Source organism: Hymenobacter profundi, from assembly GCF_019334315.1.
In the GTDB taxonomy this organism is placed as follows: domain Bacteria; phylum Bacteroidota; class Bacteroidia; order Cytophagales; family Hymenobacteraceae; genus Hymenobacter; species Hymenobacter profundi.
This window is the reverse complement of sequence record NZ_JAHWGL010000018.1, coordinates 32,609-53,578: the sequence shown is the minus strand read 5'-3', so window position 1 is coordinate 53,578 and position 20,970 is coordinate 32,609. Positions and strand designations below refer to the sequence as shown.

Below are 20,970 nucleotides of genomic sequence, written 5' to 3'. Positions count from 1 at the left end.
ATTCCGCACAGTTTTCGTTAGTTGGAGCAGCTACCCGCTACCTTTGTAAGCAGCCACAAAATAAACGAATTAAAACTACGTGGCCCGGACCATCCCTTTGTCTTCGCTATTCTTTTTACGCTTTATCCGGCAGCTATTGCCCTCCACTATCCTACTGCTACTCTTATGGGTAGGGGTGGCAGGGCATGTAATAGCCCAAACCAATAAGCGTCCGCAAACCACTGCCGTGCCGGCCAACGCCGACGTTCGCCCTGGCCCCATCATTCGGCCCAATGCCAATGATACCGCCCGCGTCGTAACGCTGCAACCCGTGCCGGATTCTGTGCGCGTAGCCGACTCGCTACGATTGGCAGCCCGGCCCAAGGGCCCCATTCAAACCACTGTTAAGTACGCTGCCAAAGACTCCATCGAGTTCGACATCGACGCCAAGATTGCCAAGCTATACGACAAGGCAACTGTTGATTATGGTGACATGTCGCTGAAAGCGGCCATCATTACCGTTGACTATAATAAAAACCTGATGTCGGCCGTGGGGGTACCCGATTCTACGGGGCGCACGCAGGGGCAGCCGCTGTTCAAGCAGGGCGCCACCACCTACCAGGCCGGCAAGATTGACTACAACTTCAAAACCCGCAAAGGCAAAATTGGGGAAGTAGTGACGCAGCAGGGTGAGGGATTTGTGCACGCCGAGGTGGTCAAGAAAAACAACCTGGATGAGATATACGGCCGCAATGGCCGTTATACCACCTGCAACCTCGCCGATCCGCACTTCTACATCAACACGGCCAAGATGAAGGTGATACCGGGCCAAAAGGTAATTACCGGGCCGTTCAACCTAGTGATTGGTGGTATTCCTACCCCTCTGGGCCTACCGTTTGGCTACTTCCCTACCCCACGCAAGGGCCGGGCTTCGGGTCTGATCATCCCTACCTTCGGGCAGAGTGCCGACCGGGGCTTTTTCCTGCGCAATGGGGGCTACTACTGGGTGCCCAACCAGAATATTGGCGTCCGCTTCACCGGCGACGTGTACTCTGGCAATGCCGAAACCTTTGGGGGCTTCCGCGGGCAGGCCGAGGCGCAGTATACCAAGCGCTACGCCTACTCCGGCCTGTTCAGCTTCAGCTACGACCAGCGCCCGGCCCAACGCATCCTGAACCCAGGGGGTATACAGCTGGAAAGTACAGCCGGCCGCGTGTACACGCCCCGCACGTTTTGGCTGAGCTGGTCGCACACGCCGGTGGCGCGCCCCGGCGGCGGCCGCTTCTCGGCCAGCGTGCAGGCGGGTAGCAACAACTACAACCGCCAAAACAACTTCAACGCTCGCAACTACCTCACGCCGGCGTTCAGCTCCAACATTTCCTACTCTAAGCAACTGCGCTACCTGCCTATCAACTACTCCATTCAGGCCAGCCAAAGTCAGAATACCACCACGGGTACGATGGACTTCACCTTGCCTGACGTGACAGTAGGTGTGGCCCGTCAATATCTGTACAGCCTGTTTGGGCTGGAGCCAAAGGGTAAAATTTATGAGCAGTTTGCAGTGGCGTATACTCTCACGGCTCGAAACCGAATCAGCAATTCTATTCCGTCGCGGGTACTGGAGGGTGGAGCTATACCTCTCATCGGTGGCACCAATACCTCGCAAATCCTACCTGTCAAACTGTCCAATATCAATACGCTGCTGCGCAACGCGCAAACCGGCATCCAGCATCAGTTTCAGATTTCGTTGGGCAGCTATACTGCCGATCAAGTCTTTGGTGGCTTGCTCGATCGGGTAGCCTTCCTAAAATACCTGACCGTCCAGCCTTCCATCAATTACGGCGAAACCTGGTACTTTAAACGTCTCGATTACAGCTACGTAGAGGAGGCCCGCGCCGTGCGCATTGATACTGTCACGGGTTTTAACCGAGTGTATAACTACTCGGGTGGCGTGAATATGGGCACCAACCTGTATGGTATCTATCAAATTAAGGGAAAGAAAATTGAGGCCATTCGCCACAAGATTACACCCAGCCTTAACTATCAATATTCTCCCAACTTCGCCGCGAATGATGCCTACTTCACACTGCTGAATACAGGCACACTGGTGAACTCGCAGGGTTTGCTGTATAACCAATTTGCAAGAGACGATAATGGGCAACCAATAAGAGACCGAAGCGGCAATCTAACTCCTCTTACCCCCGGTACGCTTGTCAACCAACTGGCCTTATCGCGCTACAACGGCTTTGCTTACGGCGTACCCAGCGGTAGCCGCACCAGCGCCCTAACGTTCTCGCTCCAGAACTCTGTGGAAATGAAGGTGCGCGATAATCAGGATACCACCGGCACTACCCCATTCAAAAAAGTAAGCCTGATTGATGGCTTCGATTTTAGCACTGGTTACAACTTTGCGGTCGACTCGCTGAACTTTGCGCCGATTACCGCCACGTTCCGTACGCAGGTGGCGCGCAAGCTCAATATTTTGATCAATGGTAATTTCGTCGTGTATCAGCGAGACTCCACAGGCACATTGATCAACCGTTACCTTTTCGATCAGCCCAAGCGTCGTCTTGCTCGCCTTACCACGGCTGCGGTGCAGCTTTCCTACCAGTTCAACCCAACATCCGGCAATAAGAAATCGACGGTGCCGCGCGCCGTGGCGCCTACCAACGACCCCATGCTAGGCACGCCGATTCCAGTGAATCCGTACGAGGATTATGTGGACTTTACGTTACCTTGGGAGTTGAGCACCAGCTTTACCGCAAGCTACATAGACCCCGGTACCCGCGCTACCAACCTATTTTATACCAGACCGGCACCGCTAACGGCCGTAGCGCTCAGCCTGAGTGGGTCTGTGAAGCTCACCGATAATCTGCGCCTGGGCTACAACACAGGCTACGATTTCAAGAACAACACCGTCACGTTCACTTCACTTGATTTTTCGCGCGACTTGCACTGCTGGCAGATTACCGGCAACTGGCGCCCTTTCGGTTACACGCAAGGCTACTACGTGACCATTGCGGCCAAATCGGCGCTGTTGCAGAGCTTGAAGCTAAACCGCAACAAGACCTTCCTGAACAACTAAGGACCGGTGAGTGGGCTCGTACCACTTAAATCCTGATTTTTTAGGAGCTTTGGGCCCTGTTCCTGCTGCCGCGTGAGTTTCTGGTGCCACAGATTGTTTGCATCGTTGCCTACCCACACGTCCGCAAGACCCTACGTCCTTAAGACCCCAAGACCCTAAAATGTCTCAACACAAAGAAGTGAAGCTCGTGACCACCCACCAGCTGCTGGCCATGAAGCAGCGCGGCGAGAAAATCTCGATGCTGACGGCGTACGACTTTTCGATGGCCTCCATTCTGGACGGCGCTGGCATCGACGTGCTGCTGGTGGGCGACTCGGCCTCCAATGTGATGGCTGGCCACGAGACGACCCTACCCATCACCTTAGATCAGATGATCTATCACGCGCAGTCGGTGATACGGGCGGTAAAGCGGGCCTTTGTGGTAGTAGACTTGCCGTTCGGCTCCTACCAGGGCAATTCGTCGGAGGCGCTACGCTCGGCTGTGCGTGTGATGAAGGAGAGTGGTGCGCACGCACTCAAGCTGGAAGGCGGCGCTGAAATCAAGGACAGCATCACGCGAATTCTTACGGCGGGCATTCCGGTGATGGGTCATTTGGGCCTTACCCCGCAAAGTATTTATAAATTTGGCACCTACTCAGTGCGGGCCAAGGAAGAAGCCGAGGCGCAAAAGCTAATTGAAGATGCCCTGTTGCTCCAAGAAATCGGCTGCTTCGCGGTAGTACTGGAAAAAATTCCGTCGAAGCTGGCTAAGCAAGTAGCCGAGCAGCTTACCATTCCCGTAATCGGGATTGGGGCTGGTCCTGATGTGGACGGCCAAGTGTTGGTAGTACATGATATGCTGGGCATCAACAAAGAATTCAAGCCCCGCTTCTTGCGGCGCTACGCCGAGCTACACGAAATCATGAGCGACGCCGTGCGTCACTATGTGCAAGACGTAAAAAGCCGCGACTTCCCTACCCAAGAAGAAGCGTATTAATCAATTAAAAATGAGGAATGAAGAATTAAAAATGATTAGCTGTACAGTATATCTACTATGTCCTCAGCTTTTAATTTTTAATTATTAATTTTTAATTCCCTATCCGTGAATCGTCCGAATATCTGGGCCGAGGGCCGTGAAATCCTATTTGAGGACAACCACTTACTGATTATCAACAAACCCGCCGGCTTGCTGGTGCAGGGCGACGCCACCGGCGACGAGCCGCTATCGGCCAAAGCGGAGGAATACCTACGGTTTAAGTACAAAAAGCCGGGCGCTGCCTTCATCGGCGTGGCGCACCGCCTCGACCGGCCCGTGAGTGGTGTAGTAGCATTGGCCAAGACCAGCAAAGCCCTTAGCCGCCTCAATGAGATGTTTCGGGATAATAAGGTGCACAAAACCTACTGGGCGCTGGTAGGTAAAGCGCCCGAGTCGCTGGAAGGGCACCTCACACACTGGCTGGTGAAAGACCCTATCCGCAACGTTACGAAGGCTTACCCCAAGCTGCACCCACAAGGCCAAAAGTCGGAGTTGGACTACCAAGTGCTGGGCCAGGCCGGTTCGCGCTGGCTGGTGCAGGTAAACCCTATCACCGGCCGGCCGCATCAGATCCGGACGCAACTGAGCACGGGCTTAGGTACTCCCATCGTGGGTGATGTGAAATATGGCTTCCTGGCTCCCCTACCCGACGTCAGCATTGCCCTACACGCACGGCAACTGGAATTTAGTCATCCCGTCACTAAAGAAGCTATGTGCTTCCAGGCGCCCCTACCCGATGTAGCTCACTGGGAAGCCGCCCAGGCGTATTTGTAGAAACGTATTGGTTGGCAAGTTTACTCTTAGGTGACAAAACCGTCTGTCATCCTGAGCGGAGCGACGGCCCTTATGCCCGTAGAACGACAAGCGTAACAACAACTCGTTCTGCGGGCATAAGGGCCGTCGCTCCGCTCAGGATGACACGCTTTTTCCTACCTAACACTCTACATCTTATTGTTCCACGGCTTCACCTTTTAATAATATTTTGGCCTTTTGGTCAGGATTATTGAACAACGTACGCTCTGGCCGTAGGTTTGTGAAGTGAATGTGAACTAAACATAGCCCGTTTGCTTTGTTCGGGCAACTCACCTCGATTTTTCACGGCGTTTCTAACTCTTTTGATCCATGCCGATCCTTATTTTCTTCGTTGCCCACTATTATCTGTCGCTGTTCACGCAGACGTTTTACCTGCACCGGTATGCGGCGCACAAGATGTTCACGATGAACAAGTTCTGGGAGAAGTTCTTCTTCCTGTTCACGTACATCTGCCAGGGCTCATCGTTCCTGTCGCCGCGTGCTTATGCGCTGCTGCACCGTATGCACCATGCCTTCTCCGACACGGAGCTGGACCCGCACTCACCGCTCTACTCATCGAACGCTTTCACGATGATGTGGAAAACCAAGAATATTTACAACGACGTGCTCAATCGCAACTACGAGCTGGCGGAGCGCTTCGAAGGCAATTATCCTGAGTGGCGCCTGATCGAGAAAATCGGCGATTCCTGGATGTCGCGTCTGGGCTGGGGCACGGCCTATGTGCTGTTCTACATCAACTTTGCTACGGCCTGGTGGATGTACCTGCTCCTACCCTTGCACTTCCTGATGGGTCCGTTGCACGGTGCCATCGTGAACTGGGGCGGCCACAAATACGGCTACCAGAACTTCGACAACCACGACCATTCTAAGAACACGCTGGCGCTGGACTTCCTGGCTTTCGGTGAGCTGTTCCAAAACAACCACCACAAGCTGCCCATGCGCGTCAACTTCGGTGTGAAGTGGTGGGAGTTTGATCCTACCTATATGTTCATCTGGACGTTGGATAAGGCCCGCATCATCAAAATCAAGCGCAAAACGCCTACCAGAAGCAAGCTGCGCGTTGCTGCTTAGTGCGTTGCTACCTTCCCTGAAAAGGCTGCTACTCTCTGGTAGTAGCCTTTTCTTTTGTGTTGATTACGAGGCAATAGCCATTATACTACAGACGTAGAATCTATTTCGGCGCAATACTTTCAATCTGCAAAATCTGTGAGTACCTTTGCGCCTCACTTTCAACCAGACGCACGAGTTGCGTCGCTTAACCAACCCGGTTTATGGCAGTTAAAATCCGCCTCGCCCGCCGCGGCCGTAAAAAGGCCGCTCAGTTTGACATCGTAGTAGCCGACGCCCGCGCTCCCCGCGACGGCCGTTTCATTGAGAAGCTCGGCACATACGACCCCAACACTAACCCTGCCAGCATCAACTTCGACGGCGACAAAGCTTTCGATTGGATCATGAAGGGCGCTCAGCCTACCGACACGGTTCGGGCTATGCTTTCGTACCGTGGTGTGCTCTACCGCAAGCACCTGCAACTTGGCGTAATCAAAGGCGCCATCTCGCAAGAAACTGCCGACCAGCGCTACAACGAGTGGATGGAGCAGAAGAACGCCAAGATTGAGGACAAGCGCACGAGCCTGGGTACTGCCCAAGCCGAGAAGCGTCAGGCTCAACTAGCTGCCGAAACCAAAGTGCGTGAAGCGCGTGCTGAGGCTATCCGTCAGCGTCAGGCTGCCGCTGCTGCTGCCGCCGCTCCTGCTGTTGAGGCAGAAGCTTCGGAAGCAACTGAAGCTGCTGCCGAAACCACAGAAGAAGCTGGCGCCTAATTGCCCGCTGCTACGTAGGTAAAAGTCGGAAGGCTTGGAAGAAGGTGATGACGGGCTTTCCCGCGTAACCTTCCTTCTAAGCCTTCTGCTTTTTACGTTTAGCCCTTTCTTATGAATCTCGACGAATATTATCAGCTAGGCACCGTGGTGAAGCCCCACGGCCTACGCGGCATGGTGGTGGCTTTTCTGGACGTAGACGACGTGAACGACTACCGCAAGCTGAAAGCGGTGTGGTTGGCTCTACCTGCTACTCCCAACCAGCCCCAGGAATACACCGTGGAGCGTGTGCAGCCTCAAACCGCCGATCGGGTGTTGCTGAAGCTAAAGGGCATTGAGCGGGTAGAAGATGCCGAGCCGCTCCGCAATGCCGTGCTCTACCGCCCGCTGGCCGATTTGCCTCAGCTGGAGGAAGACCAGTTCTACTTCCACGATGTAATAGGTTACACAGTAGTAGACGAAAACCTGGGCGAGCTGGGCATTGTGGAGGCCTTTTACGAGCTTCCGCAACAGGATGTCATGGGTATGCGCTACAAAGAGCAGGAGGTGCTTATTCCGGTGGCCGACGAACTCATCTCCCGCGCCGACCAAGCCACCAAGAAGCTCTACGTAACCCTGCCCGAAGGGCTACTCGATATTTACCTGGGTTCTTAGCTCAGCTTAGCTGATGGCTTTCTACTAAAGCGAAAGCCATCAGCTAACCGCCAATTCATTCATCATGCGTATCGATATTGTCACCTGCCAACCCGAGTTACTGACGAGTCCTTTTGCCTATTCCATCATGAAGCGGGCGCAGGAGAAGGGATTGGCAGAGTTGCACGTGCACGATTTGCGGCGCTACGCCATCAACAAGCACGGCCAAATCGACGACTACGTATTTGGCGGTGGTGCGGGCATGGTGCTGCGTGTGGAGCCCATTGCGGCGTGCTTTGATGAATTGATGGCCCAGCGCTCCTACGATGCCATCATCTACCTCACGCCCGATGGTGAAACCTTACGTCAGCCGTTGGTCAACCGTTTGTCGTTGGGTGAGAACCTGCTGCTGCTCTGCGGCCACTACAAGGGCGTTGATGAGCGCATCCGGCAGGAATACATCACCCACGAAATCAGCATTGGCGACTATGTACTGAGTGGCGGCGAGCTAGGGGCGGCGGTTTTGGTAGACGCCGTGGTGCGCCTACTGCCGGGCGTACTCGGCAATGAAGAATCGGCTCTTAGCGACTCTTTCCAAGACAACCTGCTAGCGCCGCCCGTATATACCCGGCCAGCCGAGTGGCGCGGACATTCTGTGCCCGATATCTTGCTTTCCGGCAATACCCCACGCGTGGAAGAGTGGCGGCACGAGCAAGCGTTAGCCCGCACCCAGCAGCGCCGGCCCGATTTATTGAATTAAATGATTGAATTGTTAAACGATTGAATAGCTACTCAGCGAAAAGGTGAGTTGTTGGTTTGCCTATTGAATGGCAAAACAGCCAATCACACAGCCTTTCAACCATTTAACAAATCAGTCATTTATCCTCCATACTTGCAATCTTCAAAATAGAGGGCTATATTTGCGCCTCTTTACCCGAAACCTAGCCGGACGGCGGCGCCGTCCATTTGATTTTTTTTCAGTCATGAGCGTACTACTCGATTTTATCCAGCAGGAATCCCAGGAGCGCCGCGCCAGCTTCCCCGTTTTCGCCGCCGGCGACACCATCAACGTCCACGTGAAAATCCGCGAGGGCAACAAGGAACGCGTTCAGCAGTTCCAGGGCGTAGTAATTCAGCGCAAGAACGCCAGCTCGAACGGCGAGACGTTCACTGTGCGTAAAATTTCGAACCAGATCGGTACCGAGCGTATTTTCCCGCTGTTGTCGCCCAACATTGAGAAGATTGAGCTGATTCGTCGTGGTAAAGTACGTCGCGCTCGTCTGTTCTACCTGCGTGGCCTGTCGGGCAAAGCTGCTCGTATCAAGGAGCGCCGCATGAAATAAGGCGTGCTTGTATAGCATCCATAAAAAAGCCTACCCTTCGCGGGGTAGGCTTTTTTATTGGGCTTGCACCAACTATTTATTGGTAGCCGAATCTTCTGCCAGGTCTTGTGCGGGCGTGTTCTCGTTGCTCTGCACTTGCTTGCTAGCTGATAGCAGCGCCTCGCCTAATTTTGTCACGCGCTCGGCTGTGTTAGGATTTTCGGCAAATACAGCTGCCTTCACCGTATTTTCGCCTAAGCGATTAAGTAGGCGCTTGATGATGCTTTTATCGAGCGTGCCCGAGCCGAAATGGGCTTTCAAATCCTGTAAGTCCGTAACAATCTGGTGAAATTCGGGATTGTCTGCATCCTTTATATCTTGAATCCAGTTCTGGAGCGTGTTGTCCAGGCCGGCGCGGTTGGCTTCTTCCTGCAAATCAGAATTCAGGATTTTGGTAGAGCCGTCCAAGTGGTTTTGGTGCTGAGTATCGCTTTTGGGTTCTTTATGAAAAGACATGGGTTGTAGGCGTTATGCTGCCAAGGCAGCAGGTGGAAAGTGCTTATGCAAACGCGACTGGTAGGGAAAGGTTGGGATACTGTAGTTGAGCAGTATTCCGTAAACTTGACCTTCTTCGCTTGCCAAATGGCTACCCACCATTTCCTACCCTTTGCCTATGCGCCTACCCCTTCTTTCTTTGCTTTTGGGCACGCTGAACCTGTTATGCAGTTGCCGCACCGACTACGCCGACCTCCCCACCTTTTCCACTGAGCATCACCTGTTGCAAGCCGTAGTCGAAATTCCGGCTGGCACCAACCACATACAACAGTACGACCCCACCACGCGCACCTTCCGCAAAGTACAGCGCGCTGGCACCGACCGCATGGTGGAGTTCCTCCCCTACCCCGGCAATCTGGCCTTTGTGCCCGGTACCCATACTACTCCTACCAAACGCCACCCCCACGGCCAGCCCCTCGCTGCGCTTATCCTGGCTGAAAGCCAACCGACTGGCACTGTGTTGGAGATTTTGCCCGTGGCGCTATTGCGGCTCGATGAGGGCGGTATACCCCGGCAGGTACTCCTGGCAGTGCCCGCACGCCCGAGTCTGCGCATTTTACCTGGCGCTACTACATGGGCAGCAATACAGCGAGACTACCCCCATGTGCGGCCAATGCTGGAGCAGTGGTTCCGGCAAACGGGCACCGCCGCCGGGAGCGTGCGCGTAGCTGGCTGGAAGGATGAGCAGTTTGCGCAACAACAGGTACAAGAAGCTAGGTATTAAGAATCGTACTCTCATGCAAGGGCAACAAAAAACCCCGCCTGGTTAGGCGGGGTTCTCATATTCTTACGTAGCACTAGCTTACTCCAGCTTGTTCATGCGGTCTTTCACTGCTTCCAGTGCTACGCGCATATTCACAATGTCGGCGCGGGCAGCTTCCTGCTCTTTCAGGTTGATGTCTACCTGGTTGTTGAGGTTCAGCAGCTCGGCGGCGTTTTGCGCCAACTGCTGCTGAATCTCTATTTTCTTCGCTTTGTTCTTTTCAATATCTTTCTTGATGTTATCCTGCTTGGAAATTACCGCGCTGTGGTTGTTTTGCGAAGCCAAAAGTGCTTTCTCAGCCTCCTGCACCTGCACAGCCAAGTCTTGGCGGTAAAGCATGCGGGCAAACGTCTTTAGATAATCCTCCGAGGCTTTCCACTGCGCTGGGGTCGACTCTTTGCTGAGGTAGGCGTTGCCTAGGTCGACGGACCACCACACGGCGGTACCAGTCGGTGCAGCATCTACCTTGCTGATTACGCGAATAGGTGTTTTGGATATTTCCTCAATCACTACGCCGTCAAGTGTGTAAATACCCTTGTCGTTTTTCAGCTTGCTACCAAACTTTTCGTTTAATTGTTTGGCCCAGGCATCTTCCACCCGCTTGTTGTCCAACTGCACTGTTACGCGTTGGCCTTTGCGGGGAATGCCTTTCACAGCCATTTCCGTTTCATCTACGGGCGAGCGTTGAGCATAGCCCGTAACGGTCAAAGCCAATAGCAAGAAAGAGAGAAGTAGGCTTCGTTTCATATGCGGCAAAGTATGTTGAAATGAAGAGGTTTCAGTATTGTAAACGTGGTTATTAGCTATTTTAACTGACCAAATCTAACCTCCTCTACTACTACAAATGCTACGCCACAATTGATTTTTTCAGTGATTCTTGAATTTTGTTCAATAAATACTATAGCATATTATTTAACTGCCAAAAACAATTCAACTCTAGTCTTATCAGCACTTTTTGTTCGCCATTTGCTTTTTACTACTGGCCAAGCAGCCCAAAACTTCTACTACTCCCACCGGTTGTACCTATCCTATGCAAGTCACAGTTTGCCGCACAGAGCATTTCAACGCCGCGCATCGTTTATATAACGCTACCTGGAGCGACGAGCAAAACCAACAGGTTTTTGGCGCGTGCAACAACCCACACTACCACGGGCACAACTACGAGCTTACCGTGCGCCTGCGCGGTGCGGTGGACCCCGAAACCGGGTATGTGTATGATATGAAGGATCTGAGCCAGCTATTGAAACGCGAGATTCTGGGTATCTTTGACCATCGAAACCTTAACCTGGATGTGGCAGAGTTCAGCCACCTCAATCCTACGGCCGAAAACATTGCCGTCGTTATCTGGAATCGGCTGCGCCCACACCTCGCCGCTGACCTGCACCTGTCGGTAACGCTCTACGAAACCGACCGCAACTTTGTAGAATATCATGGACAACTTTAACCCGACGGAGCCGGTTTCGTCCCACTCCGACGGCCCCGATACCCATCTGGCACCCGAGCTGCGCACTCCCCTGCGCGACGATGCCTTTGCGCTGACCGACGACACTAAAATTGACGCCATTGCCGGTCATTTTCGCGAGATTATGCACTTGCTGGGCCTCGACCTCACCGACGATAGCCTAAAAGGCACGCCCCACCGGGTAGCAAAAATGTACGTGCAGGAGTGGTTCCGGGGGCTGAACCCTGAGCACCGGCCGGAGGTACGCTTGTTTGAGAATCGTTATAACTATCAGCAGATGCTGGTAGAACGCGACATCACGGTTTTCTCGTGCTGCGAGCACCATTTCGTGCCCATCATTGGTAAAGCCCACGTGGCCTACCTACCCGGTGAACATGTGGTAGGGCTATCTAAGCTCAACCGGGTGGTGCAATACTATGCCCGCCGCCCGCAGGTGCAGGAGCGCCTGACGCGCCAGATTGCGGAGGAGCTAAAGAATGCGCTGCACACCGATGACGTGGCGGTGCTCATTGAAGCCGACCACCTGTGCGTGATGAGCCGGGGCGTGAACGACACCAGCAGCGGTACGCTCACGGCCGAGTACGGCGGCGCCTTTGGCCAGGATGCCCAATTGCGTCAGGAGTTTCTGCGCCTGATTGGCAAGTAAGCCGGCATCCTCGTTGCCAATTACAGCCTATGGATTAGCTTGCGGCTGTCGGGCGGCTACAACTCTGCCGCTCGACAGCCGTTTGTTTGTATTACGACCCTTCCTTACACTCTGCAATTCCCTTCTGCATGTCGCGAAAAGTACTCATCTCGGGCGGCACTGGCCTGATTGGCACCCGACTGGCCGAAATGCTGATTGATGCTGGCTACGAAGTGGCGCTACTGAGCCGCGAGGCCCACGCCGAGCGGTTCCGCCGCTTTCATTGGGACCCACGCCACGACGATATCGACGAAAACGCTGTTCCCTATGCTGATTACGTGATTAACCTGGCCGGGGCCAGCGTGTCGGATGGAAAGTGGACGGATGAGCGAAAGAAGGAGATTATTGATAGCCGCTTGCAGGGCACCAACCTGCTGGCCCGCACCCTGGCCCGCGACAACCACCGCGTGCAGACGTTCCTGTCGGCTTCAGCCATCGGCATCTACGGCGACCAGGGTAGCGACACAGTAGACGAGAACTTCCCCCCCGACCCCGACGACTTTTTGGCTGAAGTGGCCCGGCAGTGGGAAACAGCAGCCCAGCGCGTGCAGGCCTTGGGCATTCGTACGGTTGTTATTCGCATTGGCATTGTGTTGAGCGCCGACGGCGGCGCCCTACCCGCTATTGCCAAGCCCACCAAGTTAGGCGCGGGCGCACCACTGGGTTCGGGCAAGCAGTATATGTCCTGGATTCACATTGATGATCTGTGCCGCCTGTTCATCCAAGCCATGGAGGAAAACGAGTGGCGCGGTGTCTACAACGGCGTGGCGCCTCACCCAGTCACCAACCGCGAGTTCACCGAAACGCTGGCCGAGGTACTGCACCGCCCCTTAGTACTTCCTAAAGTACCCGCCTTCGGCCTGAAACTGCTAATGGGTGAGATGAGCGAGATTGTGCTAGCCTCCCAGCGCGTAAGCGCCGATAAGGTATTGCAACACGGCTTTCAGTTTGAGTATCCGCACTTGCAAGAGGCACTGGAAGAGATTTACGAGCCGGAGGAGTAAGACCTAGATAAATAAAAAAGACCGTCATTTCTGCGCTAGAAATGACGGTCTTTTTTTGATTTATGGAGATGCTACAAACTATCAGGCACGCTACTCCTACCAGAATTTATCTGATCCAACAGGTTGTCAATCCGTAGCGAGTCCACGGCTTCGCGCTGGCGGCGGGGGGCTTCCGTCACGCACTGGTACTTCTTGTTGATCTTGACCGTGGGCTTTGGAAACGGCCCCATTTTGTAGTCCAGTTCCTTGTCCTGATAGACTTTCTCCATGTAGAGGCCGAAAATGGGAAGGGCCATGCGGCCGCCTTCGCCCTGCTCGGAATGCAGGAAGTGGATGCTGCGGTCCTCGCCGCCTACCCATACGCCGGTTACGAGGTCCTTGGTGACGCCCATATACCAGCCATCGGAATAGTTGGAGGTAGTACCAGTTTTACCGCCAATCTGGTTGTTATTTTTCCAGAGTTCGTAATCCCACAGGGCCTGTGAGGTGCCACCGGGCTCTTCCATACCCCCGCGCAACATATACGTCATCAGCCAAGCAGTTTCAGCCGAAATAACCCGTTTCTGGCGCGGATCGAACTGGGCAATGACGTTGCCGTTGCGGTCCTCGATGCGCGTAATCAGGCGCGGCTCAGGGCGGAAACCCTGGTTCACGAAGGTGCTATAGGCATTCACCATCTCGTACACGCTCACATCGCCCCCCGAGCCCAAGCCAATGCTGGGCACACCCAGCAGCTTGCTCCGGATGCCTACCTTATGCGCGTACTCGGCTACCTTATCCCAGCCCACCAACTCCGTGAGTTGGGCCGTTACGGAGTTCACGGAGCGGGCCATGGCGTAGCGGAGCGTCATATTCATGCCGGTGTAGGAGCGCGTTACGTTGTCGGGCTTCCATTCCATGGGCTTGCCGTCTTCCACGTATTTAATGGTGATGCGCTCATCCCGAATTCGGTCGCAGGGCGCATAGCCGTTGTCGAGGGCCGTGAGGTAGACGAAGGGCTTGAACGTGGAGCCCGCCTGGCGCTTGCCCTGCTTTACATGGTCATATTGGAAAAAGCGGTAATCGAGGCCACCTACCCAGGCTTTCACCTGACCGGTGAAGGGGTCCATGGTCATCATGCCGGCCTGCAAAAAGTGCTTGTAGTAAGCCAGCGAGTCCAGCGGCGAGAGCACCAACGTGGTGTCCTTGTCGCCTTTCCAGGTGAACACTTTCATGGGCCGCTTGGCGTGCAAAGCCGAATCTAGGCGGGCGGGTTGCCCTTTGAACTGCGCGGCCAGCATCTTGTACTGCTGGGTGCGCTTCATCTGGGTTTCAATGAAATCGGGAATCTCCTTGCCCTTTTCGTTCACCCAAGGATTCTGATTGCGGTTGCGCCAGAATGCGTCGAAGCGCCGTTGCAAGTTCTTCATGTGCTTTTCCACCGCATACTCAGCATGCTCCTGCATGCGCGAGTCAATGGTGCTGTACACGCGCAGGCCGTCGCGGTAGAGGTCGTAGCCGTTTTGCTCGCACCACGTGTTCAGCGCCTGGCTGATGGCCCCCCGGAAATAGGTAGACGGCCCATCGATGTGGCGCTCCACGTGGTATTGCAGCGCAATAGGCAGCTCTTGCAGAGAATCGGCGGCAGCGGGTCGCAGAAAGCCCGCCTGCCCCATGCGCGTAAGCACCAAGTTGCGGCGCTTAAGAGCCGCTTCGGGGTGAAAGCGGGGGTTGAAAGCAGTAGGGTTGTTGAGCAGGCCTACCAGCATGGCCGCTTCCTGGGGCGCCAGGCTATCGGGCGAGGTGCTGAAAAAGGTTTTAGCTGCTACCTTGATACCGAAGGCATTGGAGCCATACTCCACGGTATTGAGGTACATGCGCAGAATTTCTTCTTTGGTATAGCGCTTTTCCAGCTCCACAGCCGTCAGCCATTCCTTGGTTTTGCTGATGATAGTGCTTACGCCGGGAATGTGGCCCAGGCCGCCGCGGGTTTCGCCGCGGCGGGTTTTGTAGAGGTTTTTGGCGAGCTGCTGGGTGATGGTGGAGCCGCCGCCGCTGCGGGTGTCGCCGCTGAGCACGCCCGCAACGGCGCGGGCCAAGGCGGTGGCATCAATGCCGGAGTGCTCGTAGAAACGCACGTCCTCGGTGGCAATGAGAGCTTTGATGAGCAAAGGCGAAATTTTATTATACGCTACCGGCGAACGGTTTTCGCGGAAGTACGTGCCCATCAGCACGCCATCGGACGAGTACAGCTCCGAGGCTTGCTCTACTTTAGGATCTTCTAGCTCCTCCAGGCTCGGCGACTTTCCGAACAAAAACAGGAAGTTGGTGCTCACCAAAATAGGGTAGAGCAGAAATACGCCTACCCCAATGATGAACAGCGCCCACATAAAGCGCGACAAGCGGTTGGGCCAACGGCGGCGAGGCGGGGCAGGAGCAGAATTCTCTTGTTTCGGAAGGTCGGGAGCGGACATGCGGAGCGCGTTGGGACCGGCCCGCGCAACGGGCAGGGGCCTGGCAGGAACAAATATACCAGATTAGGCGCGGGCAGGCGTAAGATGAGCTGTTAGGAAGCGAAAGCATTTCTATAACGACTACGCATGCCACAGTCTTATCAAGATCCCTTAACTGTCCATTCTGCAAAACTGAGCAATAGTCCAAATACCAATACGCAACTTGCTCCAATCGCGCTTATTATACTTCCGACCCATAACCACCACAATAATGCACGCCACACATAATGAGTAGCTGTACGGTAGAGCGCACGCACCATTAGTGGTATCGACCAGATGAACAAGATGCCGCATATACAGGCTACCATCACAAAAAACATCCCGGCCTTGGGCGTACCGGGCCATAGTTCTTCGATTAGTAACTCGTTAACTGCGGCAAATAATAGCCCTACCAACGCCCACCACACCAGTGCCGGTGCCAAGCACAGCACTCTCCACACAAACTGGCCGCTTTGACCTACTAAATTTCTCATACTATTCTACTACCCAGCCGTGGCCGGCGTCCAATACCGAAACAACAAGGTCAACGACCCGAGCATGAGGCCGACTACCAGCGCCGTAACGGGTAGCACCAGGTATACCAGGCGCCGCCAGCGCACATCGGGGGTGGCGGCGTGTTCCTGCCACGTGAGTACTACGGCCAGGGCCACTACCCCGCCGCCGCAGCTCAGCAGCGCGAGCAGACTAAGGGCGAGGTTCGTTAGCATGGATAGTGGCGTGAAGTGGAAGGGAACGAATAGCTTGCCAGTCGGCCAAGGAGCGGCTAGGCCAGTGGCGCTGCGTTTCCAGTGCTCGAAAGTCCTGGATGCGCTGGCGCAGGCGGGCTTGCGCTTCAGCTTCGGGTAGGGCTACCCACTGGCTGTAGTCGTTTTCCTGCACTAGCTCGCGGCCGGCGAGGGTAGGTGCCGCAGCGGTTAGCTCGGGCAGCACGCGGTCGGGCATATCCAGCAAGAAACCGTAGTCGACGCGGTGGAAACGGGGTTGCAGGTTGTAGCGCACCATCCAGATTTCCCAGTTGCCGGCGGCCAGCAGGAGCACCACCGCGTAGGCCGCCAGCGCGTTCAGGCGAACCAGAGAGTAGGCCGAGCGCCGCTGCCAGATTTTCAGCAGCACCGTGAGCAGGCCGAAGAAAGTCAGCAGCAGAAAGCCATATACACCGATGCGCTTGTAGGCTAAGCCCGTGTATACAATATAATAGTAGTTGCGCAGTCCCACCGACACAGCCAGCACCGCATTCTGCACCACCCACACAGTAGCCAGCCACCGCAGGGTAGGCAGACCCTTAGGGTAGAAGTTGAGGTTGCGCCGGAAATACCACAGCACAATCCCCATCGCCACCAAGATGCTTAGGATGAGCACATAGGTGCCCTCATGCACAAATTGCGTGAGGTCGAAGTCGGCGGCAGGCCGGAAGTCGATCCAGATCCAGCTGATGTCGATGAGGTTGACCACGAGCAGCAGCAGGTTCACCAGCACCAGTAGGCTCATGGCCATCAGGTACTCGCGGCGCAGGCCCAGGGGCGGAAAACGGTCGGCGCGGAAATCGGGGCGGCGCACGCCCAGCGAAGCTACCCGGTCGCGCTGCCGTTGCACAAACTCCCCGAAGCGCGACTCATGATCTGCGAAGTAGTGTATCGGCAGGATGAGCAGCGCGCCCGCCGTGAGCACCAACCCCAACAGAAAAAACAGCACGTGCGGCACCGATAAGCGGCTAAATAGCATATCCAGCGCTTCACCTACCAATTCCCAAAAGCGAGTGGTGAGAGCTGCATACTTCGGATTAGCCAGTACAAACAGCAAATGAAAGCCCGCCAGCGCGACCAGTGGCAACAGCAGCAACCGGCCGTAGAACCAGCCGCGCCCTACCCTACCGCTCAGGTTAGCCGGCAGGCGCAGCAGTTGGAGTAGGCGTTGCGTGGCCGGCGCCAGGTTCAGCACGCCCGTGAGTACAGCATAGAGCACCAAGCGCAGGTGAGGCTGGTTGCGGTAGCCCAACCATCCGGCAAGCGATACCACCGCCGCTAACTGCGCTGCGCTGGAAGCATACACGGCCACCAGGCCGGCGCTCAGCACGGTACCCGCCAGTAGCAGCCAGCAGTAGCCTGAGCGCCACTGTGGCGCTGTGCGCGGCAGTCCGGCTACACTCACGCCCAGCACAAATAGCGTGTATACCAGCATGTTCAGCGCCATGCGCTCATGCCAGAACAATATATCAAATAGGATGGCGCCTACTGGCAAAGCCAGCTTTTGCAGAGCCGTGAGCGGAAAAGGTGGCACGGCGGGCGCGGTTGCGGAGTGGTAGGCGGCGCTGGGTGAATAAGTTGCCATATTTTATTTTTATTAAAGTACTTTGTATTTCAAAGTTTATACACAAAAAAAAGGGCCTACCCTCCTTTCAGCAGCTTTTCCAACGCATTCAGGTGGTCCTGAAAGGCTAGCTTGCCTTCGCTTGAGGCTGTATAAGTAGTATTGGGTTTCTTACCCACAAACTGCTTACTAACGGTCACGTAGCCGGCTTTTTCCAGGGCCGATACGTGGCTGGCTAGATTGCCATCGGTGAGGTCCAGGGCTTCTTTCAAGTCGTTGAAGCTCACCGAGTCGGTGGTCATGAGCACGGCCATTACGCCCAGCCTCACGCGGTTGTCGAACGCTTTATTAAGGGTATGAATGGCGTACTTCACGCGGGGCGGGAACGTTCGTAACGGTTATACATGAGCAGGCCATAGCCGATGTGGCACAGTCCGAACCCGAAGGCAAAGAACAGTAACCCCCAAACCGGAAGCAAGGTTGCGAGCAGTCCCAGCCCAATTTGGGTGAGGCCCAGCCACCGAATTTCGTCTAAGGTATACTTGCTGGCGTTGAGCAGGGCTAACCCGTAGAACAGCAACATGCCCGGTATCACCAGTCCGGCGGCCCCACGCAGGTAGAGCATCAAGCAAAACAACCCACCCGCTGTCAGCGGAATGGCCAAGCTGACTGCCAGCCGTCGCCCGAGTGGCCCCCACAAGGCCATGCCGTTTTGCCGGGCGCGGCGCTGGGTGAAGAAGAAAGCCACGCCGAGTGCCAATACAATAATGACAGCCGCCAAACCCAGCAGAAACGGCAGCGCTTCCAGTCGGCTGGCATAGTCGCCATTCATTAGCCGCATAAAGCCACCTTCCCCGTACTGGCTATTGAGGTACCAGTTACCCACGCCTACCCCGGCTAGCGCCACTACCCCCGCCCCTACCCCCGACAGGCCGCTAAGCGAGATGAACCGCGACGAGCGCTCCATAATAGCGCGAATTTCCGTGAGTTGGGCGAGCGGATCAGTAACTGGCTTCATAGCGTACAGAGCACTTTGTGTTGCAAAGCTGGTAAATCATCACGCCATTTCCAAACATTGTGAAGATTTCTGCTGACTTGATCGTCTTACTGGTCTCCCTAACAACGCCATCGTGGGTTAAACGCTTTGGCAAACTCTTCATGACCACTAGCTCATTTCTGAGCGGTAGCAATGCCTATAGTTGCTACCAAAATGAGACGGCCTTACGGAAATGCTATCCCCCATCCCCAGGCTTTGCCATGGAAGTGCTTACAAGGTAAGTGCTGTAGCCTAGTTGACAGTTTTTACTTTTTCAAAAAATACGTTTGAAAATATCTCGTAGCCAGCGCTGAAATACGTTTTATAAAAAAAGTTCACTTGATAAAAATCCTGCAAAACCGTCATTTCGTATATTAAATCGAGATACAGTTTCACTTTTCCCATTTCTGTTCTAGGTTTCCAAATAATAGAATTTCAACATTTTTTTACTCCCACTGCTTCTCCCAACTTTCTTACCCTTTGTTATATGCTATTTCTTAACTCACTAACCAACTATTCTCTACGCAAGGCTCTTTCGCTGTGGCTACTCAGCAACCTTGGCGGCACTATACTGCTAACCCTCGACTTCGCGCTCGACCGTCCGGCCGATTTCTCTATTGGCTTGTTCAGCGGCTTGCTGGCGGCTTTAGTTTCGTTGGTAGTATTGCCCTTGTGCGTACCTCTTTTCAGCTTGCTAGGCCAGTTGCCTACCTGCTCGGCCCGGCGTACCATTGGCACAGCAGCCGTATTGGGTTGCTATGCGCTCACCAACTTCTTTGTCATGCATCATTTGCCAGTGGTTGATCTGCGCAGTCTGCTCACTATGTCGCTGCCGTATCTGGCGGCAGCGTTGGCCGCGGTTTACTTTCTGTGTGAGCCGGCTCCCCCACGTTTCCAGCACGCCGCCTAGGCATGTAAAGGTCAACGTTTCGGGCGGGGTGGCGTAGCAGTAAGCATATATACTGCTGTTATGCCTCCCGCTTATGGAAGATGATTTAGCAATTGAGGCAATTCCTCAGGAGAATAACCTGGCACAAACCAGCGCCTGGTGTCACCTATGGCACGGCACTGTGCTAGCGTTTATTTTGCCTTCAATAGCATCCCTGTACGTCAACCGCGACGCGCTGCAAAACTCAATTGCAGCATGAAGCTCCGCTTGCAACTGTTCGAGTTTGAGGACTTGCCGTGGTTTCCGAGGGTAGTGCGAGCGGGCATGATGGACTACCTACGCTTCATGATTTCGGGGCTAAAAATCTATCAGCCCATTGTGCCCATTCTGCGTGAGGCACTGCGTCACACCAGCCAAACCGAGTTGCTGGAGCTGTGTGCCGGCGCTGGCGGCGGCACAGAAGGCGTATGGCGGGCGCTGCAAGCGCAGGACTTGCCGCAGTTGCACGTCACTCTCACCGACCTCTATCCCCAGCCTGCCGCCTGGCAGCACCTGCACGAGCGCACAAGCGGTGGACTTGCCTTTTTGCCTACGCCCGTAGATGCTACCCGCGTGCCGGCTACCCTGCCGGGATTTCGGGTAGTATTTTCGGCCTTTCATCATTTTCCTCCCGCGGTAGCCGAGGCTATTCTGGCCGATGCCGTGCGGCAACGGGCAGGCATTGGCGTATTTGAGGGAGCCGGCAAGCACTGGCACGAAGTAGCATTGGCGGCCCTGGTAATGCCCATGGCGCTGCTATGCATCACGCCCTTTATTCGCCCGTTTCGCTGGAGCCGGCTGCTGTTCACTTATCTTATTCCCCTGATTCCGGTGTGCACCATCTGGGATGGCGTCGTGTCGATTCTGCGGCTTTATCCACCCAACCAACTCCTGGCCTTGGCCCATCGTGCCGACCCTAGCGGCGCTTTTGAGTGGCGCGTGGGCAAGGCGCGCCATTGGTCGGGCTCGCAGGTGCTCTACCTCACGGGCTGGCCGAAAAGTCAATTACAGATTGAGAAGTAAAAATTAAAGGCGATTCTGTCAACTTTACGGCTGGTGCGGCCTTCCTTACCT

Annotated in this window: 21 protein-coding genes; 14 read left to right on the top strand and 7 right to left on the bottom strand. The window is 54.9% G+C overall.

Annotated features, from left to right (window positions below):
* Window positions 1–97 precede the first annotated feature (97 nt).
* From KYK14_RS07020 to rplS, 8 genes are all read left to right on the top strand, one after another.
* Window positions 98–3,064 carry a putative LPS assembly protein LptD gene (locus KYK14_RS07020; RefSeq protein WP_219158052.1) on the top strand — a complete coding sequence of 989 codons (2,967 nt, stop codon included), beginning with the start codon at window positions 98–100 and terminating at the stop codon, window positions 3,062–3,064.
* Between the two features lie 160 nt (window positions 3,065–3,224).
* A complete protein-coding gene (gene panB / locus KYK14_RS07015) occupies window positions 3,225–4,040 on the top strand; it encodes a 3-methyl-2-oxobutanoate hydroxymethyltransferase (RefSeq protein WP_185281113.1) in 816 nt (271 codons plus the stop codon).
* Window positions 4,041–4,145: 105 nt separating this feature from the next.
* Complete coding sequence (locus tag KYK14_RS07010) at window positions 4,146–4,853, top strand: RluA family pseudouridine synthase (RefSeq protein WP_219158050.1); 708 nt, start codon at window positions 4,146–4,148, stop codon at window positions 4,851–4,853.
* A gap of 348 nt (window positions 4,854–5,201) precedes the next feature.
* The gene (locus tag KYK14_RS07005) at window positions 5,202–5,963 is read left to right on the top strand and encodes an acyl-CoA desaturase (RefSeq protein WP_185281115.1); all 762 of its coding nucleotides are present in this window, start codon (window positions 5,202–5,204) and stop codon (window positions 5,961–5,963) included.
* Window positions 5,964–6,163: 200 nt separating this feature from the next.
* Entirely contained in the window at window positions 6,164–6,712 is a 549-nt protein-coding gene (locus KYK14_RS07000) for a 30S ribosomal protein S16 (protein WP_208308896.1), read from the top strand.
* A gap of 111 nt (window positions 6,713–6,823) precedes the next feature.
* On the top strand, window positions 6,824–7,363 hold the full coding sequence (gene rimM / locus KYK14_RS06995; protein WP_219158049.1) for a ribosome maturation factor RimM: 540 nt from the start codon (window positions 6,824–6,826) through the stop codon (window positions 7,361–7,363).
* A 64-nt stretch (window positions 7,364–7,427) separates the two neighbouring features.
* Complete coding sequence (gene trmD, locus KYK14_RS06990) at window positions 7,428–8,102, top strand: tRNA (guanosine(37)-N1)-methyltransferase TrmD (protein WP_219158047.1); 675 nt, start codon at window positions 7,428–7,430, stop codon at window positions 8,100–8,102.
* Window positions 8,103–8,325: 223 nt separating this feature from the next.
* Window positions 8,326–8,685, top strand: a complete 360-nt coding sequence (gene rplS / locus KYK14_RS06985) for a 50S ribosomal protein L19 (RefSeq protein ID WP_185281119.1) — start codon at window positions 8,326–8,328, stop codon at window positions 8,683–8,685.
* A 72-nt stretch (window positions 8,686–8,757) separates the two neighbouring features.
* On the opposite strand, the gene KYK14_RS06980 is transcribed toward rplS, so the two are convergent.
* The gene (locus KYK14_RS06980; RefSeq protein ID WP_208308893.1) at window positions 8,758–9,180 is read right to left on the bottom strand and encodes a hypothetical protein; all 423 of its coding nucleotides are present in this window, start codon (window positions 9,178–9,180) and stop codon (window positions 8,758–8,760) included.
* Between the two features lie 157 nt (window positions 9,181–9,337).
* Between KYK14_RS06980 and KYK14_RS06975 the strand changes: the two genes are divergently transcribed.
* Entirely contained in the window at window positions 9,338–9,943 is a 606-nt protein-coding gene (locus KYK14_RS06975) for an inorganic diphosphatase (RefSeq protein WP_208308892.1), read from the top strand.
* 78 nt (window positions 9,944–10,021) lie between these two features.
* Here the strand turns inward: KYK14_RS06975 and KYK14_RS06970 are convergent, their stop codons facing one another.
* A complete protein-coding gene (locus KYK14_RS06970; protein ID WP_208308891.1) occupies window positions 10,022–10,729 on the bottom strand; it encodes a hypothetical protein in 708 nt (235 codons plus the stop codon).
* Window positions 10,730–11,012: 283 nt separating this feature from the next.
* Between KYK14_RS06970 and KYK14_RS06965 the strand changes: the two genes are divergently transcribed.
* From KYK14_RS06965 to KYK14_RS06955, 3 genes are all read left to right on the top strand, one after another.
* The gene (locus KYK14_RS06965; RefSeq protein ID WP_208308890.1) at window positions 11,013–11,426 is read left to right on the top strand and encodes a 6-pyruvoyl trahydropterin synthase family protein; all 414 of its coding nucleotides are present in this window, start codon (window positions 11,013–11,015) and stop codon (window positions 11,424–11,426) included.
* A complete protein-coding gene (gene folE, locus KYK14_RS06960) occupies window positions 11,413–12,090 on the top strand; it encodes a GTP cyclohydrolase I FolE (RefSeq protein ID WP_219158045.1) in 678 nt (225 codons plus the stop codon). The genes KYK14_RS06965 and folE overlap by 14 nt, the downstream gene beginning before the upstream one ends.
* A 128-nt stretch (window positions 12,091–12,218) precedes the next feature.
* Entirely contained in the window at window positions 12,219–13,133 is a 915-nt protein-coding gene (locus KYK14_RS06955) for a TIGR01777 family oxidoreductase (protein ID WP_185281126.1), read from the top strand.
* A 71-nt stretch (window positions 13,134–13,204) separates the two neighbouring features.
* Here the strand turns inward: KYK14_RS06955 and KYK14_RS06950 are convergent, their stop codons facing one another.
* The 5 genes from KYK14_RS06950 to KYK14_RS06930 all read right to left on the bottom strand — a co-directional run bounded on the left by KYK14_RS06950 (window position 13,205) and on the right by KYK14_RS06930 (window position 18,950).
* Complete coding sequence (locus KYK14_RS06950) at window positions 13,205–15,586, bottom strand: penicillin-binding protein 1A (RefSeq protein WP_246601717.1); 2,382 nt, start codon at window positions 15,584–15,586, stop codon at window positions 13,205–13,207.
* Window positions 15,587–16,107: 521 nt separating this feature from the next.
* A complete protein-coding gene (locus tag KYK14_RS06945; RefSeq protein ID WP_219158043.1) occupies window positions 16,108–16,332 on the bottom strand; it encodes a hypothetical protein in 225 nt (74 codons plus the stop codon).
* Window positions 16,310–17,953 (bottom strand): DUF4153 domain-containing protein, encoded by a 1,644-nt coding sequence (locus KYK14_RS06940; protein WP_219158041.1) that lies wholly within the window; start codon window positions 17,951–17,953, stop codon window positions 16,310–16,312. Before KYK14_RS06940 ends, KYK14_RS06945 begins: the two co-directional genes overlap by 23 nt.
* 56 nt (window positions 17,954–18,009) lie before the next feature.
* Window positions 18,010–18,306 (bottom strand): winged helix-turn-helix domain-containing protein, encoded by a 297-nt coding sequence (locus KYK14_RS06935; RefSeq protein ID WP_185281131.1) that lies wholly within the window; start codon window positions 18,304–18,306, stop codon window positions 18,010–18,012.
* Window positions 18,303–18,950, bottom strand: coding sequence for a hypothetical protein (locus tag KYK14_RS06930; protein WP_219158040.1), 648 nt, complete (start codon window positions 18,948–18,950; stop codon window positions 18,303–18,305). Before KYK14_RS06930 ends, KYK14_RS06935 begins: the two co-directional genes overlap by 4 nt.
* Window positions 18,951–19,455: 505 nt before the next feature.
* On the opposite strand from KYK14_RS06930, the gene KYK14_RS06925 reads away from it, so the two are divergent.
* Together KYK14_RS06925 and KYK14_RS06920 are read left to right on the top strand one after the other, a co-directional pair.
* On the top strand, window positions 19,456–19,878 hold the full coding sequence (locus tag KYK14_RS06925; protein ID WP_219158038.1) for a hypothetical protein: 423 nt from the start codon (window positions 19,456–19,458) through the stop codon (window positions 19,876–19,878).
* 234 nt (window positions 19,879–20,112) lie between these two features.
* Window positions 20,113–20,919, top strand: a complete 807-nt coding sequence (locus tag KYK14_RS06920; RefSeq protein WP_219158036.1) for a class I SAM-dependent methyltransferase — start codon at window positions 20,113–20,115, stop codon at window positions 20,917–20,919.
* Window positions 20,920–20,970: the final 51 nt, after the last annotated feature.